The sequence below is a fragment of the Cohnella sp. GCM10027633 genome (genome assembly GCF_042675445.1).
Lineage (GTDB): Bacteria > Bacillota > Bacilli > Paenibacillales > Paenibacillaceae > Cohnella.
In genome coordinates this window covers 24,832-43,596 of the sequence record NZ_JBHTGV010000001.1, presented here as the reverse complement: position 1 = coordinate 43,596, position 18,765 = coordinate 24,832, and the positions used below count along the sequence as shown (strand labels likewise).

General features: G+C 57.1%; 11 protein-coding genes. 10 read left to right on the top strand and 1 reads right to left on the bottom strand.

The window, feature by feature from the left end; translation table 11 throughout:
* The first annotated feature begins 97 nt into the window (after window positions 1-97).
* The 6 genes from ACFQZG_RS00135 to ACFQZG_RS00110 all read left to right on the top strand — a co-directional run bounded on the left by ACFQZG_RS00135 (window position 98) and on the right by ACFQZG_RS00110 (window position 8,035).
* Window positions 98-577, top strand: coding sequence for a hypothetical protein (locus ACFQZG_RS00135; protein ID WP_378148965.1), 480 nt, complete (start codon window positions 98-100; stop codon window positions 575-577).
* A gap of 32 nt (window positions 578-609) precedes the next feature.
* Window positions 610-1,086 carry a GyrI-like domain-containing protein gene (locus ACFQZG_RS00130; RefSeq protein WP_378148963.1) on the top strand — a complete coding sequence of 159 codons (477 nt, stop codon included), beginning with the start codon at window positions 610-612 and terminating at the stop codon, window positions 1,084-1,086.
* 202 nt (window positions 1,087-1,288) lie between these two features.
* Window positions 1,289-2,065: a hypothetical protein gene (locus tag ACFQZG_RS00125; RefSeq protein ID WP_378148962.1), complete on the top strand. Its 777-nt coding sequence runs from the start codon at window positions 1,289-1,291 to the stop codon at window positions 2,063-2,065.
* A gap of 41 nt (window positions 2,066-2,106) precedes the next feature.
* On the top strand, window positions 2,107-3,537 hold the full coding sequence (locus tag ACFQZG_RS00120) for a hypothetical protein (protein WP_378148961.1): 1,431 nt from the start codon (window positions 2,107-2,109) through the stop codon (window positions 3,535-3,537).
* Between the two features lie 170 nt (window positions 3,538-3,707).
* Window positions 3,708-7,259: a fibronectin type III domain-containing protein gene (locus ACFQZG_RS00115; protein WP_378148960.1), complete on the top strand. Its 3,552-nt coding sequence runs from the start codon at window positions 3,708-3,710 to the stop codon at window positions 7,257-7,259.
* Between the two features lie 179 nt (window positions 7,260-7,438).
* Window positions 7,439-8,035, top strand: coding sequence for an RNA polymerase sigma factor (locus ACFQZG_RS00110; RefSeq protein WP_378148958.1), 597 nt, complete (start codon window positions 7,439-7,441; stop codon window positions 8,033-8,035).
* Here the strand turns inward: ACFQZG_RS00110 and ACFQZG_RS00105 are convergent.
* Window positions 8,000-8,878, bottom strand: a complete 879-nt coding sequence (locus ACFQZG_RS00105) for an alpha/beta hydrolase family protein (RefSeq protein ID WP_378148956.1) — start codon at window positions 8,876-8,878, stop codon at window positions 8,000-8,002. The two genes, ACFQZG_RS00110 and ACFQZG_RS00105, sit on opposite strands and share 36 nt — an antisense overlap.
* 133 nt (window positions 8,879-9,011) lie before the next feature.
* On the opposite strand from ACFQZG_RS00105, the gene ACFQZG_RS00100 reads away from it, so the two are divergent.
* The 4 genes from ACFQZG_RS00100 to ACFQZG_RS00085 all read left to right on the top strand — a co-directional run bounded on the left by ACFQZG_RS00100 (window position 9,012) and on the right by ACFQZG_RS00085 (window position 18,397).
* Window positions 9,012-10,226, top strand: a complete 1,215-nt coding sequence (locus ACFQZG_RS00100; RefSeq protein ID WP_378148954.1) for an RNA polymerase sigma factor — start codon at window positions 9,012-9,014, stop codon at window positions 10,224-10,226.
* A 148-nt stretch (window positions 10,227-10,374) separates the two neighbouring features.
* Window positions 10,375-11,391, top strand: coding sequence for an aminoglycoside phosphotransferase family protein (locus ACFQZG_RS00095; protein WP_378148952.1), 1,017 nt, complete (start codon window positions 10,375-10,377; stop codon window positions 11,389-11,391).
* A 106-nt stretch (window positions 11,392-11,497) separates the two neighbouring features.
* Window positions 11,498-11,758, top strand: a complete 261-nt coding sequence (locus ACFQZG_RS00090; protein ID WP_378148950.1) for a hypothetical protein — start codon at window positions 11,498-11,500, stop codon at window positions 11,756-11,758.
* Between the two features lie 219 nt (window positions 11,759-11,977).
* A complete protein-coding gene (locus tag ACFQZG_RS00085; RefSeq protein ID WP_378148949.1) occupies window positions 11,978-18,397 on the top strand; it encodes a fibronectin type III domain-containing protein in 6,420 nt (2,139 codons plus the stop codon).
* Window positions 18,398-18,765: the final 368 nt, after the last annotated feature.

Below are 18,765 nucleotides of genomic sequence, written 5' to 3'. Positions count from 1 at the left end.
GGATGGTTTGGTTTGTTGAAAAAGAGTATCACTTTCTGATACATTCAGCAACTAGAATCAATCTTGTAAAGACCAAACCACAAGGGAGAGAATAACAATGACGAACTACTCCATCAAAAGCATCTCGGAAAACTACAAAATGACGGCTTACGGCGTCCCGTTCGAAGACTTCAACGACTGGGCGGGCAACGCGGCCAAAACCGCGGCGAAAAAAGCCGAAATCACCGAAAACGGCAAGCTTGCCGAGCTTCTCGCGCTCGCCGACGGGCAACCCTATCAAATCAACTACGTTCTCGACGGCAAAGCTTGGCGCGGATTCGGCGTAATGGGCGAGTTCGACGCGGAAGGCGCCGTCGTCCTCGATTTCCTCGCCGGAGATTACATCGTCGTTCCCGGCACCGGTACGGACCAAGACCGCCTTGCCGACGAAATCACGGGCAACGTATTCGGCGGTCTGTTGAATGAAATCAAAGACTACAAATACGTCGGTCCCGGCAACGCAACATTCGTCAAAGAAGCAGGAAACGGCGAGTTCTACGGCGAAATGTGGCTTCGTGCAAAAAAAACGGAAGGCTAATCTCCGATGTCGGGGAGAGAAGGAGGGTTCGCATGGCCGATTACACGCTGGAACATAAAAAATCGTTCACGCTGACCGCCTACGGGTTTTCGATCCGGTCGAACTTCCAAGACATGACGGCCTTGCAGAAGGAAAAAGCCGAGTTCTGGGGCGGACTTAAGGCCGACGGTCGATTCGATAAGCTGAAGAGCGCCGCGAAAAACGAGCTCGAATGGTCGGTCAACGAGGTCTATCAGGGCAAACCGTGGAATTATTTCGCGGTAGAAGCCGGCAAAGCGGTGGCCGACGCGACGCGCATTATCGAGTTCCCGGACAGCGAGTACATCGTGGTCGCGGGAGAGGGCGACAAGGAAGCCTTATTCGATCAATTGACTTATCGCGCTTTCGGCGAAGTGCTGGCCCACGTCACCGACTACGCTTACATCGGCGGTCCGAACGCGACTTATCGCAAAGACAACGGAGACGGCACTTTCTACGGCGAGTTCTGGGTTCCGGTTGTTAAGAGATAATCCATCATACTCGAAGTATTCTTAAACTCCGCGCGCTGCGCGGAGTTTTTGTTACCTCATGACTCCGAGGCTCCCGTATGTGACGTTAATGATGACCAGAGTCACTATGCGGAATTACAATTTCAATGGTAATTTCTATAACGTTGCCATACTTCAGTGGATCGTTGCACTGATGAAATTGAATATTTTGGAGGAGTCATTCATGAAGAAAGCTTTAAGGAAAAGCGCCGTATCCGTGCTCGCGGCCGCCGCGATCGTTACTTCGTTCGCAACCGCATCCGCCGGCACGAAAGGCGTCTCGGTGCAGGTGAACGGCCATGCGATCGCATCGGCGTCCAACGCGATTATTAACGGTAAAACCTACGTCGATCTTGCCGCATTCTCGAAAACGACGGGAATCGCGTACACGTATGACGCGGCCAAGAAGACCGCCGTCGTACACGGGGTTAAGCTGAAGGTCGTCGTTAAAGACGGCAAACCGACGGTCGCCGTTCGCGACCTGGCGGCCGCGGCCGGGTTCTCGGGCGTCGGCTGGAATCCCGAGTCGTTAACGGCAACGCTGAAAGCCGGCAACTTGTCCGTATTCGGCGACGCCGTCTCGCAAAACTTGGGCTGCGTGTTGACGAGCCGATTCGAAGTCGGAGACGCGATCGTCTTCCGCATGAAAGCAGTAGACGCGAAAGGAAAGCTGGCGAAGGACGCCAAGCTTCAAGTGAAGCTTGCGACCGGCGAGACGCTCGACATGATGCTGTTCGAAGAGCCGGGCATGCCGGAAGATATGCTGTTCTGGAGAGCGGTCTACCGGATTACCGAGGAAACGCCGAAAGGCGTGCTGCGTTATTCGGTTACGGCGGGGTCGGCTTCCGCGCAAGGAACCTTCGAGCCGTTCAACGTCGAGCCTTCCTTGATCACGATCGTCGCCGCGGAACAAGGCGCTGCCGATGATGAAGCTCCGGCCGCCGAACCTGCGGCGCAATAAGAGAGGGGATGTCGGCAGTGAATGTTAGGGTGAATATGTCGATGAAAATATGGCTGTCCGTGCTGCTCGCGGTATGTCTTGCGTGGTTGCCTAGCGCTCCGCAAGCGTTCGCGGCAGGGGCGAAGGCAGCGATCAAACTCGGTCAAACCATGGGTACGATCGGCTCGAAGGTTGATTTTACCGCGACGGGACTTGCGCCCAATAAGACCGCTAAGCTCGTCTGGCTTACGGTTGAAGGGAGCTACCAGCTGGAAGGCATCTACACGGTCATCGGCGCGCAGTACAAGGAGAAGGAAATCGTCATTCTGCAAGGCACGGCGGACAAGAACGGAGTATGGCAAGGATCGTTCGCCGTACCGAAGGGCTTCGGCGGAGATCATACCGTGTTCGTGCGCCAGAATAACGTTAACGCGGCGCAGACCAACTACTACGTCAATCCGACGTTCAAGATGTCTCCTGCCTCCGGACCGGTCGGAACCGAGATTACGCTTACGGCGGAAGGCATCGGCCCGGCCAACATGGAGAGCAATTGGCAGGTGACCTACGACAACAAGATGACCGGCCTCATGACGGCCATCTCGACCGACGGATCGGCAACGGCTAAGTTCCGCGCATCCGGATCAAGCGGCAAGCATTCCATTACCGTATGGCACGGCTACTTGGGAATGGGATACATTAACCACCAACAAGCGCCGAATGCCTACTTGCCGGTTCCTTCGTTCCGTTTCGAGATCACCGACGAGAAGCCGGATCTACGGAATAGGATCGGTCCGATTCCCGCCTCGGCGGCGGACGGGGGCGTGAAGATGCCCGCGCTGAAGCTGAAACCCGGAGTCAAGGTTTCTCTCAGCAAACAGGAAGGCACCGTCGGAGAGAAAGTCGCGCTTCAAGCAAGCGGCGTGCTGGCGAACCAATCCTATCAACTCGTATGGTACACGATGGTCGGCAACCGCGTAACGTCGGCCGGATTCTCGGAGCAGGCCAAGGCGCTGGGTACCGTGAAATCGGACAGAAGCGGGAACATCTCGTACGAATTCCCGATTCCCGACGATCTTGGCGGCGTTCCTCATCGAATCGAGCTGAAGTCGGATCAACAGTCCTATGGAGAAGCGTATTTGCGGATTCTGCCCTCGATCGTCTCGGTCAACAAGTCCTCCGGTCCCGCGGGAACGGAGATCGAAGTCGAGATCAAGGGCGCCGGCTGGACCGAATTCGATAATGCCTATTACTTGGTCTACGACAATGCGTATACCGGTTATATGTGCGCGTTCAATAGCCAAGGGACGTTGAAGTTCACGATCATCGCGGCCGGCGAACCCGGACACCATCTGATCGACCTGTATCCCGGCATCTACCGCGGGAAGAAGACGGTTCCGGACGTTTATCTGGCTCCGCAGCTCACGTACGAGCAGGATCATCCCGGCTCCGCCATGCCGGCGATCCATCTAAGCTTCGAAATCACGGAACAATAATCGTCGCGCGAAGAAGAAGGGGGCGTCCGGATGCCGGACGTCCCCTTTATTTTACTATGATGAGAAATGAAGATATAAAAAGTCAATGAAAGCCATCGAATCGCGATACCTTCCGCCCGTTCCGGAGAATACGATTGAGGTGCATCTCAAATTCAAAGGAGGGATTTGATTTGAAGAAGCGTTATTCGGCATGGTTAACCGGTTTACTGGCGATCGTAACGGTCGTCGGCAGCATTGTCGTCGCTCCGCCTAACAGAGCGGAAGCGGCAAGCGCGAAGCTCTCGCTGAACACGGGCATGGTGACGAACGAATCCGGTCTTGGAGAAGCATGGAGGCTTGTCGACGAGCAGTCGCTTGCAGGCGATCCCCGCGGCGGCACGGGAGGCGCGACGACGTCCAACTGGCAGCCGGGATGGAACAACGCGCTACTACCGGCATACGCATACATCGACCTGGGGTCGAATTACAACGTGACGGATATTTACTTGCGGGATGGCCCCGGCAATGCGGACGTGACGTTCTACTACGGAAGCCCCGGAAGTTGGACATCGTTGTTCACCGATCCGCTGACCGGGTACCTGACTTGGAACGCGCATCCGGTCAGCGTGACGACGCGCTATATCCGGGTCGGCATGACGACGACCTCTACGAACTTCTCGGAAATCGTCATCTACGGCGAACTTTCGGGCAGCGACACGACCGCCCCGGCAGCCATCTCGAACTTGGCCGCTCCGACTTCCGGCTCCGCGAACGTCAACCTGACTTGGACGGCTCCGGGCGACGACAACGCGACGGGCACGGCTTCATCCTACGACATCCGGTACAGCACGTCGACGATTACGAGCGGCAACTGGGCTTCCGCCTCGCAAGCGACCGGCGAACCGAACCCAGCGGTCGCGGGCACCAGCCAGTCGTTCAACGTGACCGGGCTCACCGCCAACACCACTTATTACTTCGCGATCCGCGCTTCCGACGAAGTGCCGAACGTCGGCGCTCTGTCCAACGTGGTCAGCAAAGCGACGACCGCCGCGACCAGCGCGAAGCTCTCGCTGAACGCGGGCATGGTGACGAACGAATCCGGTCTCGGAGACGCGGGGATGCTGGTCGACGAGCAGTCGCTGGCGGGCGATCCTCGCGGCGGCACGGGAGGCGCGACGACGTTCAACTGGCAGCCGGGCTGGAACAATGCGTTGCTCCCGGCTTACGCGTACATCGACCTGGGGTCGAATTACAACGTGACGGACATCTACTTACGGGATGGCCCCGGCAATGCCAACGTGACGTTCTACGCCGGAAGCCCCGGCAGTTGGACATCGCTGTTCACCGATCCGCTGACCGGGTACCTGACGTGGAACGCGCATTCGGTCAGCGTAACGACGCGTTATATTCGGGTCGGCATGGCGACGACCGCGACGAACTTCTCGGAAATCGTCATTTACGGCGCATCTTCGGGAGGAGGCGGAAGCGACACGACCGCTCCGGCAGCGATCTCCAACCTGGCCGCGCCGACTTCCGGATCCGCGAACGTCAATCTGACGTGGACGGCCCCGGGCGACGACAACGTGACCGGCACGGCGTCGTCCTACGACATCCGTTACAGTACGTCGACGATCACGACCGGCAACTGGGCTTCCGCCTCGCAAGCGACCGGCGAACCGAACCCGGCGGTCGCGGGCACTAGCCAATCGTTCAACGTGACCGGATTGAACCCGTCGACGACGTATTACTTTGCCATCCGCGCTTCCGACGAAGCGTCGAACGTCGCCAACTTGTCCAACGTCGTGAGCAAGGCCACGACTGCTGCCATGACCAGCAGCAAGATCGTTCTGAACGCATCGATGCTCCTCGACGAAGGGGTCATTGCCTCCCCGGCGCCGATCGTCGACGAACAGACGCTTGCCGGCGACCCGCGCGCCGGTCTGGGCGGCGTGCCGACGACCTACTGGAATACGACCTGGAATACGGTCATGTATCCGGTGAGCGTCGTCATCGACCTGGGCACCGAATACGCGCTGACCGACATGTACTTCTACGACCGGACATGGGGCGGCTCGGCCACGACCGTATCGACCGGTACGCCGTTCGATTGGGACTTCCAGTTCACGGAGACGATGAACAACACGCCGGAAGTATGGATCGGCCGCAGCCTCAACGTCACGACGCGCTACATTCAACTGAAAGCGGACGCTTGCTGCATGTATTTCAACGAGCTTGTCTTATACGGAACGAAGGTAGGCGGCGATCCGGCAGCTCCGCCGACGCCGGTGGCGCACGCCCGCCCGACGATGGATCAGCTGATCGGCACCAACATGCTCAACGACGACCCGCTCGACAAAGCCGCCGCCGTCGGCTTCGTCCGCGAATACCACAACTGGATCTGGGACGACGATGACAAATGGACGTACGGCACGATCAACACCGGCTATCCGGGGTATCCGAACAACTTGCATCGATTCAATGGAAGCTACGGCGGACCGGACTGGAACTTCGACGCCTATTACGACACCATGAAGGACATGGGCATCACGGTCTCGCCCGCCATCATGGGTTCTCCGACTTGGCTGGAAACCGCGTTCGTCAATAAGCCGGTCGCCGGCAACGAGGATCCGATGAACCCGTTGTCGTACGCCGAGCACGCCAGCGAGATGTTCCAGTTCATGGCCCGCTACGGCAGCACGACGGTCGCCGACGGCAAGCTGAAGCTGGCAAGCGATCAGCAGCGCCTGTCGGGAATGAACCTGCTCAAGTACGTCGAGAACTGGAACGAGCAGGACAACTGGTGGGGGACGCGCGACGCGCATTTCAAGCCGTACGAATACGCGGCGATGACCAGCGCGGACTACGACGGCCACATGGGCGCGCTGAGCAACGTGCACGGCGTGAAGAACGCCGACCCGAACGCCAAGCTCGTCATGGGCGGCATCGCTTACCTGACCGTCGACTATCTGAAGGCGATCAAATTCTGGTCCGACTTCAACCGCGGCGGGGATGTGCCGTTCGACGTCATCAACGTGCACCAATACAGCCATGACGGTTACGGTCAAGGGAACGGCACGATCGGGCTGAGCCCCGAGGCCGACAACTTCAAGGGATTGATGAAGGAGTTCGTCGATTACCGCGACCAATACATGCCCGGCAAGGAAGTATGGGTCACCGAATTCGGCTACGACATTCACCCGGGATCGATCGGGCGGGCTCCCGCCATCGGCGCGACGTCCGCTTACGACGTTCAAGCCGACTGGCTCGTCCGTACCTATCTGGCGGCCGCGGCCGCGGGCATCGACAAGGCGGCGCAATTCATGCTCCGCGACGAAGACACGACCAGCTCCGCCCGTTTCTCGACGATGGGGCTGCTGACCGACCGCGCTTCCGGCTTCCAGCCGAAGCTCAGCTGGTACGCCGTCTACACGATGAAGGAGACGCTGACCGGCATGCGCTACCACGACGAGATCGCCTCCGGCAATCCGAACGTCATGATCTACCGCTTCAAGAGCGCGACCGGCAACAACGGCGCTTACGTGCTCTGGTCGCCGACGAGCAACAACACGACCGTCGGCAACTACCAGCTTACGCTTGCCGGTACGCCGACGACCGCAAGCAAAGTCACGATGACGGCGGGCGACACCAATGGCGTAACGACTCCGCTGACGATCAGCGGCGGCAAAGTAACGCTGAACGTGAGCGAACGTCCGGTGTACGTGCTCGTTAACGACATCGATTGATCTATGCCTCATTAGAACGGACCAAACCGGCTTCTCCTCGGGGAGAGCCGGTTTGGTTCATTTGCGCTCAAGCACATTTAAGAAAAACTTAAAGATTACCCCGCTACCTATTTTATATTTCTACTCTATTCTGATTCTTGACTCTATTAAACGAAAACCCGCAAAGGGGTGTGTGCGATATGCAAATTCATTCGACTTACGATAACCTGTTAAAGCCTCATATGGATGATTTGCGAAAGTACTGTGCCTATCTGACGAAATCTCGCTGGGATGCCGAAGATTTAGTCCAAGAGACGTTAGTAAGGACGTTGCAATATTTCAAGAACGTCGAACCTCGCCAGGGAACGAAGCCTTTTCTCTTCCGGGTGGCACGTAATTTGTGGATCGACCAAATTCGGGCGAAGCGGAGGAGGGGGGAGAACGCCGTATTCGATAACGACGACGCTCTGGCTTGTACCGATTCGGATTATGGAGAGGTTCGCAGCTTAATCGAGTGGATGGCGAATAAGTTTCCGCGCCGCAACATTCAATTCTGGCTCCTTGCCAACTATTTCGGGTACGCCATGCACGAAATCTCCGAGCTGACGGAGTGTTCCGTGTCGAACGTGAAAACCGTCTTGTATCGGACTCGTCATCGCTTGCATTCGCTTAAACGCAATCCTGGTTTCCCAAGAGCAAACCAAGCTCATTCCGAAGACGTGGAACGATGGTCCAGAGCGATCCTGACGGATAACCCGAAGTCATTGTGGGGCGGCTCCGAGAGAAGAACAAGCTGACGTCCCGAGCCAATCGAACATCCGACGCACCGCCGTCTCATGCAGCTTCAAGGGCAGATGGTGCCCGTACCCTTCGTAGACGTGCATCTCGACGGGCATGCCGAGCGCATTCAGCTCCTCGTACATGCGGAGCCCATGGCCGTAATCGACCTGCTCGTCCGCCGTGCCGTGGATGATCAGCGTCGGGCAGGAGATTCGCCCGGCCATCGCGGCCGGAGAACGGGCTTCGTAATCCGGCGCACGGTTGGAAGGCGTGCCGCCGATGACGCGCCTGAACATGCGGCGTAGGTCGACCCGCTCCTCGTACGTCCGGGCGAGATCGGATACGCCGCCCCAGAGCACGAGGCCGCTTAGCTTCGCGTTCGACGCCGCCAACCGGGCCGCGTTCACCGCGCCCCGGGAGAAGCCCAGGACGGAGATGCGTCCGGCATCGACGAAAGGCAAGCTCGCGGCGAACCGATGAAGGGCATCGACGTCTTCTTGCTCGACGCCTCCGAAGAAGTCGCGGCCTTCGCCGCCTTCGTTGCCCCGGTAACACGGCGCGAGAACGATATGTCCGCCGATATTCGCGAACGAGTCGATCCAATGCTTTTGCACCGCGCCGACTTTGCCGATTCCGCCCCGGCAATAGATCAGGACGGGCATTCGGCATGTCCGGATATCCGTTCGCTCTTCGACTCCGACGACGGATTCGGCGACGACCTCCGCCTGTAACGACGCGTCTTCATAGAAACCGCGCAGCGCCGCCTCGATAGACACCTTGTCCCACGCGATATCGCCGGGAATGCTCATATACCCTTTGACCCGGAACTCGTCCGAGACGTAATCGAATTGATATACCATAAGCGCCTGCTTTCCGATCGTCCTGTTTCGTCCATGCCCTTCAGTATAGCGAAAAAGAAGCCAAGGCTAAAGGACAGGAAAATGCGTTAAAGACTTCGAAATTATCTTTATTGGATTGTGGCTTTTACCTGGCGTGAACCGTCTAACCTATAGATCGCGAGAAGGGAGGGGCATTCTTATCGAGCCGGCCGGCATCGACGAACTTTATAGACAGCACTATAAGCGTATATTTCGATTGGTGTGCGTGAAGCTCGGGCCTGACGAGGCCGAGGACTTGGCGCAGCAAGTATTCAGCAAACTGCTTGAGCATCTGCATCGTCACCGAGGGGAATCAAGCCTATTCACATGGATCTACCGAATAACGCACAATGCTGTCATTGACGAGCTGCGAAAACGGCAGATCCGTAGAGAGGCGGGCGATATGCTCCAGTATGCGCAACCCACGATCAGCATTGATTTTACGAGTGACGTAGATTTGCGATTGGACCTGTCCGAAGCGCTGTCGAACTATCATCCGCTGGATCGCGATATTATCGCGCTTCGTTACTTCGTCGATTGCACGCTTGCCGAAATTGCGGATATTGTCGGCATGAAAGAAAGCGCAGTCAAGAACAGGCTGTACCGAGCGCTCGGTCGATTAAAGAATGAATTATCACAATGGAGAGGGGACCGGTCTATGTCCGCGCAAGAGCTTATTTCCTTGATTCGAACGTTCGAGATCGAAGGGCATGCGAATAGAGAACAGGAAACCGAGGCGCGTATTGTCCGTACATTGCAAGAACGGTTAGCTCAGATCACTGAACATCTGCAATGCAAACTCGATAAGAAAGTGGTCATCGAGCTCTATCCCAGCTTAGAAGCGCTGCGCCGGGAAGCGAATAAGCCGGATGCGCCGGATTGGTTCGTCGCCTATCTTGCGAAAGACTGTACCACCATAAAATCCGTTACGCCTCTCCATCCGGGACCGTTACATTCGGATGACTCGGTGACGGAAGCGATTCTCGCGCTATTCGCGACAGCCGTCGCGCTTCAAATGAATCAAGAGCTGCCGATTTGGCTAAGGTTCGGAATCGGCAGCTATGAGGCAGGCAGAACGTGGGGGACTGTTCGAGAACCGCGTACCGTGCAAACCTTGCCGTCGCTCGACGATCTCGATCAGGATTGGGACAGCTTCGGCGGCAATAACGGCCCTATGTACGCCTACACGATCGTTGCCTACATCGTAGAGAAGTTCGGTTATGACAAGCTTGTCGGGTTCATTAGACAACCGGATGCTTACGATTTCCTGTTCGGCTGCGATAAAACACAGTTCGAGAACGACTGGAAGGAATATGTGCTCGCTCAATGAATCCGCACGGCAACTGGTCTTTACGATCAGTTGCCTTTCTCGTTACTAAGGGCAGAATGGTTATATTTAAAGTCTTCCAGAAAATAGGGGATGCATTTGATATAATCATCACATGGAGCCAACAAACGAAGAAGAAACGAGAGGGGGCGTGCCTATCCAATATGACAAGCTGATCTATGCCTTAAGCCAACAGTTCAAGACGGATATTATTACCGCCGACTTCCAAACTACACCGTTACGGGGCGGAACCGTAGGGAATGTGCAACTGGTAACGGGGATCGCCGTAACCGCGAACGGCGAACGATTGCCGTACCGTATCGTCCTGAAAGTCCAGCATCAATGGGAGCGTTACGGCGATCCGGGTTCATGGCGAAGGGAATACGATCTCTATTCGTCCGACTTGGGATCGACGTTCTCGCAAGCCCTTCGCCGGCCGACCTGTTATCACGCCGAGTTCAATGCCGAAGGAAACGAATACCGGCTGTGGCTGGAATATATCGACGGCGTAACCGGATTAGCCTTGACCGACGACATGTATGAACGGGCCGCGTTGGAGTTGGGGCGCTTTCAAGGCAAGCTGTATGCGGAGCAGCCTTCAGCGCTGCAGACTCTGACCAACCTAAGCCATGCGGATCTCATGAAACATACGTACCTGCATTACCGGTCATGGCCGCTCGTCTACGACTATATCCGCTCGGAGGGCTGCGAATTTCCGCTTCACGTGCGGCGAATGCTCATCGACATCGATGAGCAAGCGGACGAGATTTTCGCCCGTATCGAGCAACTGCCGCTCGTGCTATGTCACCGGGACTTCTGGGTCACCAACTTGATCTACGCCGACGGAAATATCGCGCTCATCGACTGGGATACGAGCGGATGGGGCTATCTGGGCGAGGACCTCGCAAGCCTGATCGCGGACGAACCGGATATCGATCGCATGGTCGAACGCTACCGGCGATGCGTCCCCGCTTATTACGAAGGCTTCTCGGAGTATGCGGACGTAACCCGGATCGCCGATCATTGCGTCTACGAGTTCATCCTTCTCGTATTCGGTTACAGGCTAGTGGAGGGGTACCTCCACGCGGAGGCCGATGACGAGAAGACGAATTACGTCCGTACGCTCCAACGAATCCATGAAATGAAGGCCATTCCTATGGGGTCATAACGAACAGAGGACACTTACTATAGCAGAGTCATCTTGCGGGAACATCGGTTGATTGATAAACTAATTGTCTATCAACGGAAATTCGGAAAGAGGACAGAATAGGACCATGAATAACTTTATGAGGAAATGGGAGCGCACGCGAGCAAAAGGAAGAGGGGCTTTCGTCCTTCGTTACGGCGTTCTCTATATCGGCATGATCACTACTTTAATCTTTTCCATTGCTGAAATCGTTAACTTCGGCAAAATATCGGTCGCTTATTTAGTGGCAAGAATGATTATCTTCCCTACGATCGGCGCAATGATCGCAGGTCAACTGTGGGAAAGCCGAGAGAAGAAGTACGTAAGGCTCAACGCTCCGAAATTATAGCTAATTAACATTGTCGCAGTAAACGTCGCGTTCATCGCGGCTTTTTTTATTTATGGGATCAAATTCTTGTCATTGGCCGTCGACAAAAATCGATCACATTGGAGAAAGCGCATACATTCAGATATGAAAAGTCAACGAAAGCTATCGAATCGCGATATCTTACCCCGTGTCGAATTGTTACGATTGAAGTGCATCTCATAATCAAAGGAGGGATTTGATTTGAAGAAGCGTTATTCATCATGGTTAACCGGTTTGCTGGCGATCGCGACGTTCGTCGGCAGCATTGTCGTCACTCCGCCTAACAAAGCGGAAGCGGCAAGCATGAAGCTCTCTCTGAACACGGGCATGGTAACGAACGAATCCGGTCTTGGAGACGCGTGGAGGCTTGTCGACGAGCAGTCGATCGTCGGCGATCCCCGCGGCGGCACGGGAGGCGCGACGACGTCCAACTGGCAGCCCGGTTGGAACAACGCGCTGCTACCGGCTTACGCGTACATCGACTTGGGGGCGAATTACAACGTTACGGACATCTACTTACGGGATGGCCCCGGCAATGCGGACGTAACGTTCTACTACGGAAGCCCCGGCAGTTGGACATCGCTGTTCACCGATCCGCTGACGGGATACCTGACGTGGAACGCGCATCCGGTCAGCGTGACGACGCGATATATTCGTGTCGGCATGGCGACGACTTCGACGAACTTCTCGGAGATCGCCATATACGGCGAGCTTGCGGGCGACACGACCGCTCCCGCGGCGATCTCCGATCTGGCAGCGCCGACTTCCGGCTCCGCGAACGTCAATCTGACGTGGACGGCTCCGGGCGACGACAACGCGACCGGCACGGCGACGTCTTACGACATCCGCTACAGCACGTCTACGATCACGAGCGGCAACTGGGCGTCCGCCACGACGGTGACGGGTGAACCGACGCCGGCGGTCGCGGGTACAAGCCAGTCGTATAACGTAACCGGACTTACGGCGGGCACCACGTATTACTTCGCGATCCGCGCTTCCGACGAAGTGCCGAACGACGGCGCTCTATCTAACGTCGTCAGCAAAGCGACGACCGCGGCGGCGGGTAACGGGAAGCTCTCGCTGAACACTGGCATGGTGACCAACGAATCCGGCCTCGGAGACGCGTCGAAGCTGGTCGACGAGCAGACGTTGGCGGGCGATCCCCGCGGCGGCACGGGAGGTGCGACGACGTTCAACTGGCAGCCGGGCTGGAACAACGCGCTGCTCCCGGCTTACGCGTACATCGACCTGGGATCGGATTACGACATCACGGACATTTACTTGCGGGACGGGCCCAGCAACGCCGACGTGACGTTCTCCTACGGAAGCCCAGGCAGCTGGACTTCGCTGTTCACAGATCCGCTAATCGGGTATTTGACATGGAACGCGCATCCGGTCAGCGTGACGACGCGATATATTCGGGTCGGCATGACGACGACCTCGACGAACTTCTCGGAGATCGTCATCTACGGCGAACCTTCGAGCGGAGGCGGAAGCGACACGATCGCTCCCGCGGCGATATCCAACTTGGCCGCACCGACCTCCGGTTCCGCGAACGTCAATCTGACGTGGACTGCTCCGGGCGACGACAACGCGACCGGCACGGCGACGTCCTACGACATCCGCTACAGCACGTCTACGATCACGAACGGCAACTGGGCTTCCGCCGCGACGGTGACGGGCGAACCGACGCCGGCGGTCGCGGGCACGAGCGAGTCGTTCAACGTCACCGGACTGACGGCTAACACGACGTACTACTTCGCGATCCGCGCTTCGGACGAAGCGTCTAACGTCGGCGCTCTGTCCAACGTCGCAAGCAGTACGACGACAACCGTCGACGAAGACGGATGGGTCACGATAGGCGACACGCAGGTCGTAGGCGTGGAAAGATCTTGGCTGGGCGTTAAAGGCGACGATACGACCCCAGGCAACCCGTATCTGCTGTTCCGCGGATACGACGACTATAAGGACTTCACGTCGTTCGGGCAGATCAGCGCGGCGAGCCCGTCCGGCTTCTGGCCGATCCTGAGCCAATCCGACCGGCTGATCCCGAACGAAAGCACCGACAAGGTGTGGAGATCGGGAGCCGGAAGCGCGTGGAATACGAACAGAGTGCTCGAGATCGAGCTGAAACAGCGGCAAGAGCTCGAGGAGATCTGGTTCTTCGACGGCGGCGCGTACCGCCCATCGGCGTATTGGGATTTCACGGATCCGAATAACCCCGTTCCCGACGTCCCGAGCGATCCGCTAGGCGTAGGCAGCAAGTGGGAGGTCATCGGCGGATCCATTAACGTGTACGGCTATCTGGAAGACGAGGCCAGATATGAGCTGTTGTTCTCGTACGACATGAACAACGACGACAGCTGGGTGCAGGCAGACCTTAGCGATCTGAGCGCTTTCGCCAACCACACCAGCCTCACCTACGACGAGATCAAGAGAGTCTCGAAGATCAAGATCGAGAAGGTCAGCGAGGACAAGTACCACTGGTGGGAAGGCGCGGACGTCTACCGCAACTTCGACACCGACGTCAACCTCTCGAGCTTCGTCATGCTCGGCAAGCCGATCACCCGCAGCGCGGTGGCGGCGGTGCAACGGTCTTGGCTGGGCAACGACGGCAAGGCCGAAGGAGACGGATCTCCTTACCTGCTGTTCGACGGATACGACAGCTACAAGAACTTCACGACGTTCGAGCAGATCAGCGCAGCTAGCCCGGATGGCTACTGGCCGATACTCGGCAACGAAGAGATAGCTCTCCCGGAGAACGACAGCGTATGGAGAACGGGCGAGGGCGATAGCAACACGCTCGAGATCGCGCTCAATCAGAAGCATACGCTTCAGGAAATCTGGATGTTCGACGGCGCGGCGTACGGCGCCACGTCATCCGCCATTCCGGGACAGACCAGCGCATGGCAAGTCGCCGGCGGTTCCGTCAAGGTGTCCGCTTATGTAGACGACCATTACGTGGAGCTGTTCACCTACGCGATGGACAACGACGACGACTGGGCGAGAATGGACCTCGCCAACCCGGCCAGCTTCGGCGGAAGTTACGTCTACGAAGACATTAAGAACGCTACGAAACTCAAGATCGAGAAGCTGAGCGGCGGCACTTATAAGTATAAGAACTTCGCGGACGATATCATTACGGTCAATCGCGACGTCAACCTGTCCGAGTTCGTCATTCTCGGGTTGCCGCTCGAACCGCTCGTCGCGGATAGCGGCAAGAGGGACATCGTACCGATCGACTGGAACAAAGAGCCTCAGACGGTACCGGACTTCAACATCGACATCGATACGTTCGTCGGCACCAACAGCTTCTTCAACGACCCCAACCTCAATGAATTCGTCGTCCCGGTGAGCGGAACGACGAGAGAATATCACACGTGGGCGTGGACGGAATACATGGTCGGCAACGACTTGGGCTACGGCGACAACGATCCGCGGATGATCGACGATCCGGAGAAGCCGATGGTCGCGTTCGTCAACAAGTGGGGCGCGTTCGATGCGTTCTACAGAAACATGAAGGCGGCAGGCGCGATCGTCTATCTGTGCCTGCAGAATCTGCATGTCGGAGATGCCGAGAGAACGGATCCCGCGTTCATGATTCCCAACTTCCAAGGAGACGGGGACAGACAAAACCCTGAATCTTATCTCGGCCATGCCATGAGTTTATGGCAGCACGTGGCGAGATACGGCAGCGCCAAGAGCACGGCGGAGGGCGGCACCATTGATCCGGATCTGGTTCACGTCGCGCCGGGCACCTCCAAGGAAATCGGGTTGAACCTGATCGAGACGTACGAGAACGGCAACGAATTGAACCTGAAGGGCGTGAACGGCTACGAGTTCGCGGCCATGACCAGCGCGGACTACGACGGCCACATGAACTCCATGAAGTCGTGGATTCACGACACGGACATCGACGTCGACTCCCGGAGCGGCAATTACATCTACACCGAAGAAGCGACCGGCAAGCCTTACTCCGGCGTAGGCCTCAAGAACGCCGATCCGAACGCGAAGCTGTCCATCGCGGGCGTGGGCGGCCTTGACCTCAAGTTCATGGAAGAGATGACGGAGTGGTTCCTGACCTACAGAACCGAAGACGATTACCTGGCTATCAACTATGTCCTCGACGCGGGTTCGTACTTCAGGAAACACGATACCGAGAAGACGCAGCCTTACACCCGCGCGCAAGCGCTGCTCGGCGAAGAGAATCCCGCAGCGCAAGAGAACTTCCTGTACCGGTTCGAGCAATTCCCGGTAGACGTACTGAACGTGCACCACTATACGCCGGACTCCAAGGACGTCGCGAACGGCAGGCCGATCGGCGGCGTGGCGCCTGAGGAAGACCAGTGGACGAACCAGACGTGGAACCAGGACGTTCCGCTCGAGTACGGCATGAAATGGGTCATGAACCTTCGCGCGTTGTATTATCCGAACGCCGAAGTGTGGATTTCCGAGCTGGGTTGGGACTCCGCCCAAGGTACGGCTACCACGGCCAAAGCGGATCAGACTTATTATCCGGGCATTAACGCAGAACTCGAATTGGACCCGGCTCAGTATGCGAGCTTACCAGGCAGCAATAATCCGGCAACGCTGCAGAACGTCGCCGGCGGGTTCGAGATGCAAGGCCGCTGGATGGTCAGGGAGTTCCTGCTTCTGGCGTCATGGGGCGTAGATCGTGCCCAACAATTCATGCTGCGCGGATCGGGAACGGGTACCGCCGGCAAGTTCAACACGAGCGGCTATCTGGATACGCAAGAGGTACTAGGCGAAGGTACGACCGCCAAGAAACCCGCTTGGTATTATGTCGCGGCCATGCGCAACTGGTTGGGCGATATGCGATTCGAGCAGGAAGTAGAGACGCCTACCTATACGAAGAAGGTAGAACCGTGGGATTCCGCGGGCAACGCGTTCAGCAATAACAATACGACGCCGGCGAACGCGCTGAACGTCCTTCGCTTCGGCTTCGACGACGAGAACGAAGGGAAAGACGAGGAAGACCAGAAGAAGGGCAAGGGCTTCGCGCTCTGGCTCGGTACGTCCAAAGGCGACGTGGACGGCAACTACATGGATTACGAGCTCGATCTGTCCGAAATTCCGCTAGCGGATATCGAAGACATTAAGCTGGTCGAGCTGGTGCACAAGAACGCGACCGGTTCCGCCACATCGATCCTTTCTCAACTGGTAGGCGGAAAGGTAACCGTACGAGTTACGGAGAAGCCGGTGTTCGTCATGGTGACGGGAGAGCAACCGGTGCCTACGGCGCACAGCGTTACGATCGGCTCAACTTCTAATGGAGCTGTAACGACGAATAAAGCCCAGGCGATCGCGGGAGAGATGGTCACCTTGACCGTTGCTCCGAACCCCGAATACCAAATGCAGTTGGGCTCGCTCAAGGTCAACGGCAGCGCGGCCGGCTTGACCAGCCTCGGCGACAACAAGTACCTGTTCGCCATGCCCGACCAGAACGTTACCGTGACGGTCTCGTTCGTAGCGCTGGATGCCGACAACGAATACGCAGTCCTGTACGACGAGAACTTCGACGGCGACGTCAGCGTCGGCGGAGGAGCATGGGCCGGCGATATAGCGGCGATCGTGAACCGTCCGGATGGAGGCGTCGGCGACAAGGCGGTCGAGCTTACGCATGGCGCCGGCAGCAACTTGTATCAATTACCCGGCATCACCTTCGAGTCGGGCGTCGACTATACCTTGGAGTATGACTTCAGGGGCGACGGCGGCATCGACGGAACGAGCTTCTTCTTCAACGACAGCCAACGGCTATTCGACGGAGACGCCCCGGTGACCGGCTTGATGAACGTGCGTTCGGCCAGCACTTGGACCACGAAGACGTATTCCCAGAACGCGTGGCATCACTTCAAGTTGCAATTCAGGCACGACGGTGTCAAATGGACGTTCGCGCTCTTCATCGACAACGTCCTTATGGCCAGCGGCCCCGTCGCTAACGCTACCGCGATCGGAAGCCTGACGCCGAAGCTGAAGAACGGCTACCTGAGCGACGAAGGCGGCAAAGCGTACTTCGACAACTTCGAGCTCTATCAAGGCGACAAGCCGGCAACCGTCTTGGTCGAGGAGAATTTCGACACGCGTAACGCTCCGAGCGAGGTGACCGGATGGGCAGGATCCGGCAGCGCGATTGTAACCGCGCCGGGCGGAGTAGGCGGCAAGTCGCTGGAGATCACGTACACGGATGCCAATAGCATGTATCAGTTCCCTGCGGTCACGTTTAACCCGAACGTCGACTACACCCTAGAATACGACTTCAGGGGCAGCGGAACCGCTACCGGCAACGCTCTGTATCTCGGGTGGGGCGCGAGATTCTACGACAGCGACGGCCCGGCTCAGGGCAGTAATATGAATGCGCGTCCGTGGAACACTTGGGTCAACTCGTATTACTCCAAAGACGCTTGGCATCATTTCAAAGTGGACTTTACGCACAACGGCTCGCAGTGGCTCTTCGCGCTCTATCTGGACAACGTCGTCGTGGCAAGCGGACCTTGCGCCGCGAACGTCACCGGAAGCGTACAGCTGATGCTTAGACTCGCCGCGACGGCCGTCGGCGGCAAAGGATACTTCGACAACGTCGTCTTGTCTCAAATCCAGTAATCGTATCGTCATGGCAGCCTTGACTTGCAGCTTAAGTCAAGGCTGCTTCTTGTTGGGTCCGAAGCAGAATCTCGCGAGGAGTGGAAGGAACTGAACCAGAGCCATAGATCCGGATTGAAGTTATACTTACGGTTCCGACAATGACGCAATTGGTTATTGCGCATCGACTGATTACCGTCACTTACGCAGATCGAATCCATGTGCTCGACAATGGGGTTATCGTTGAAAGCGGTACATACGATGAACTAAAGGCAAGCGATTCCTATTTCCGTCGGCTGATCGACGCCGAGCGGACGCTAGAACGCAATAGGATAGGATGAAACCCTTTTCCTACGCGTTCGTAAAAAAGTAAAAATAAAGCAATCGCG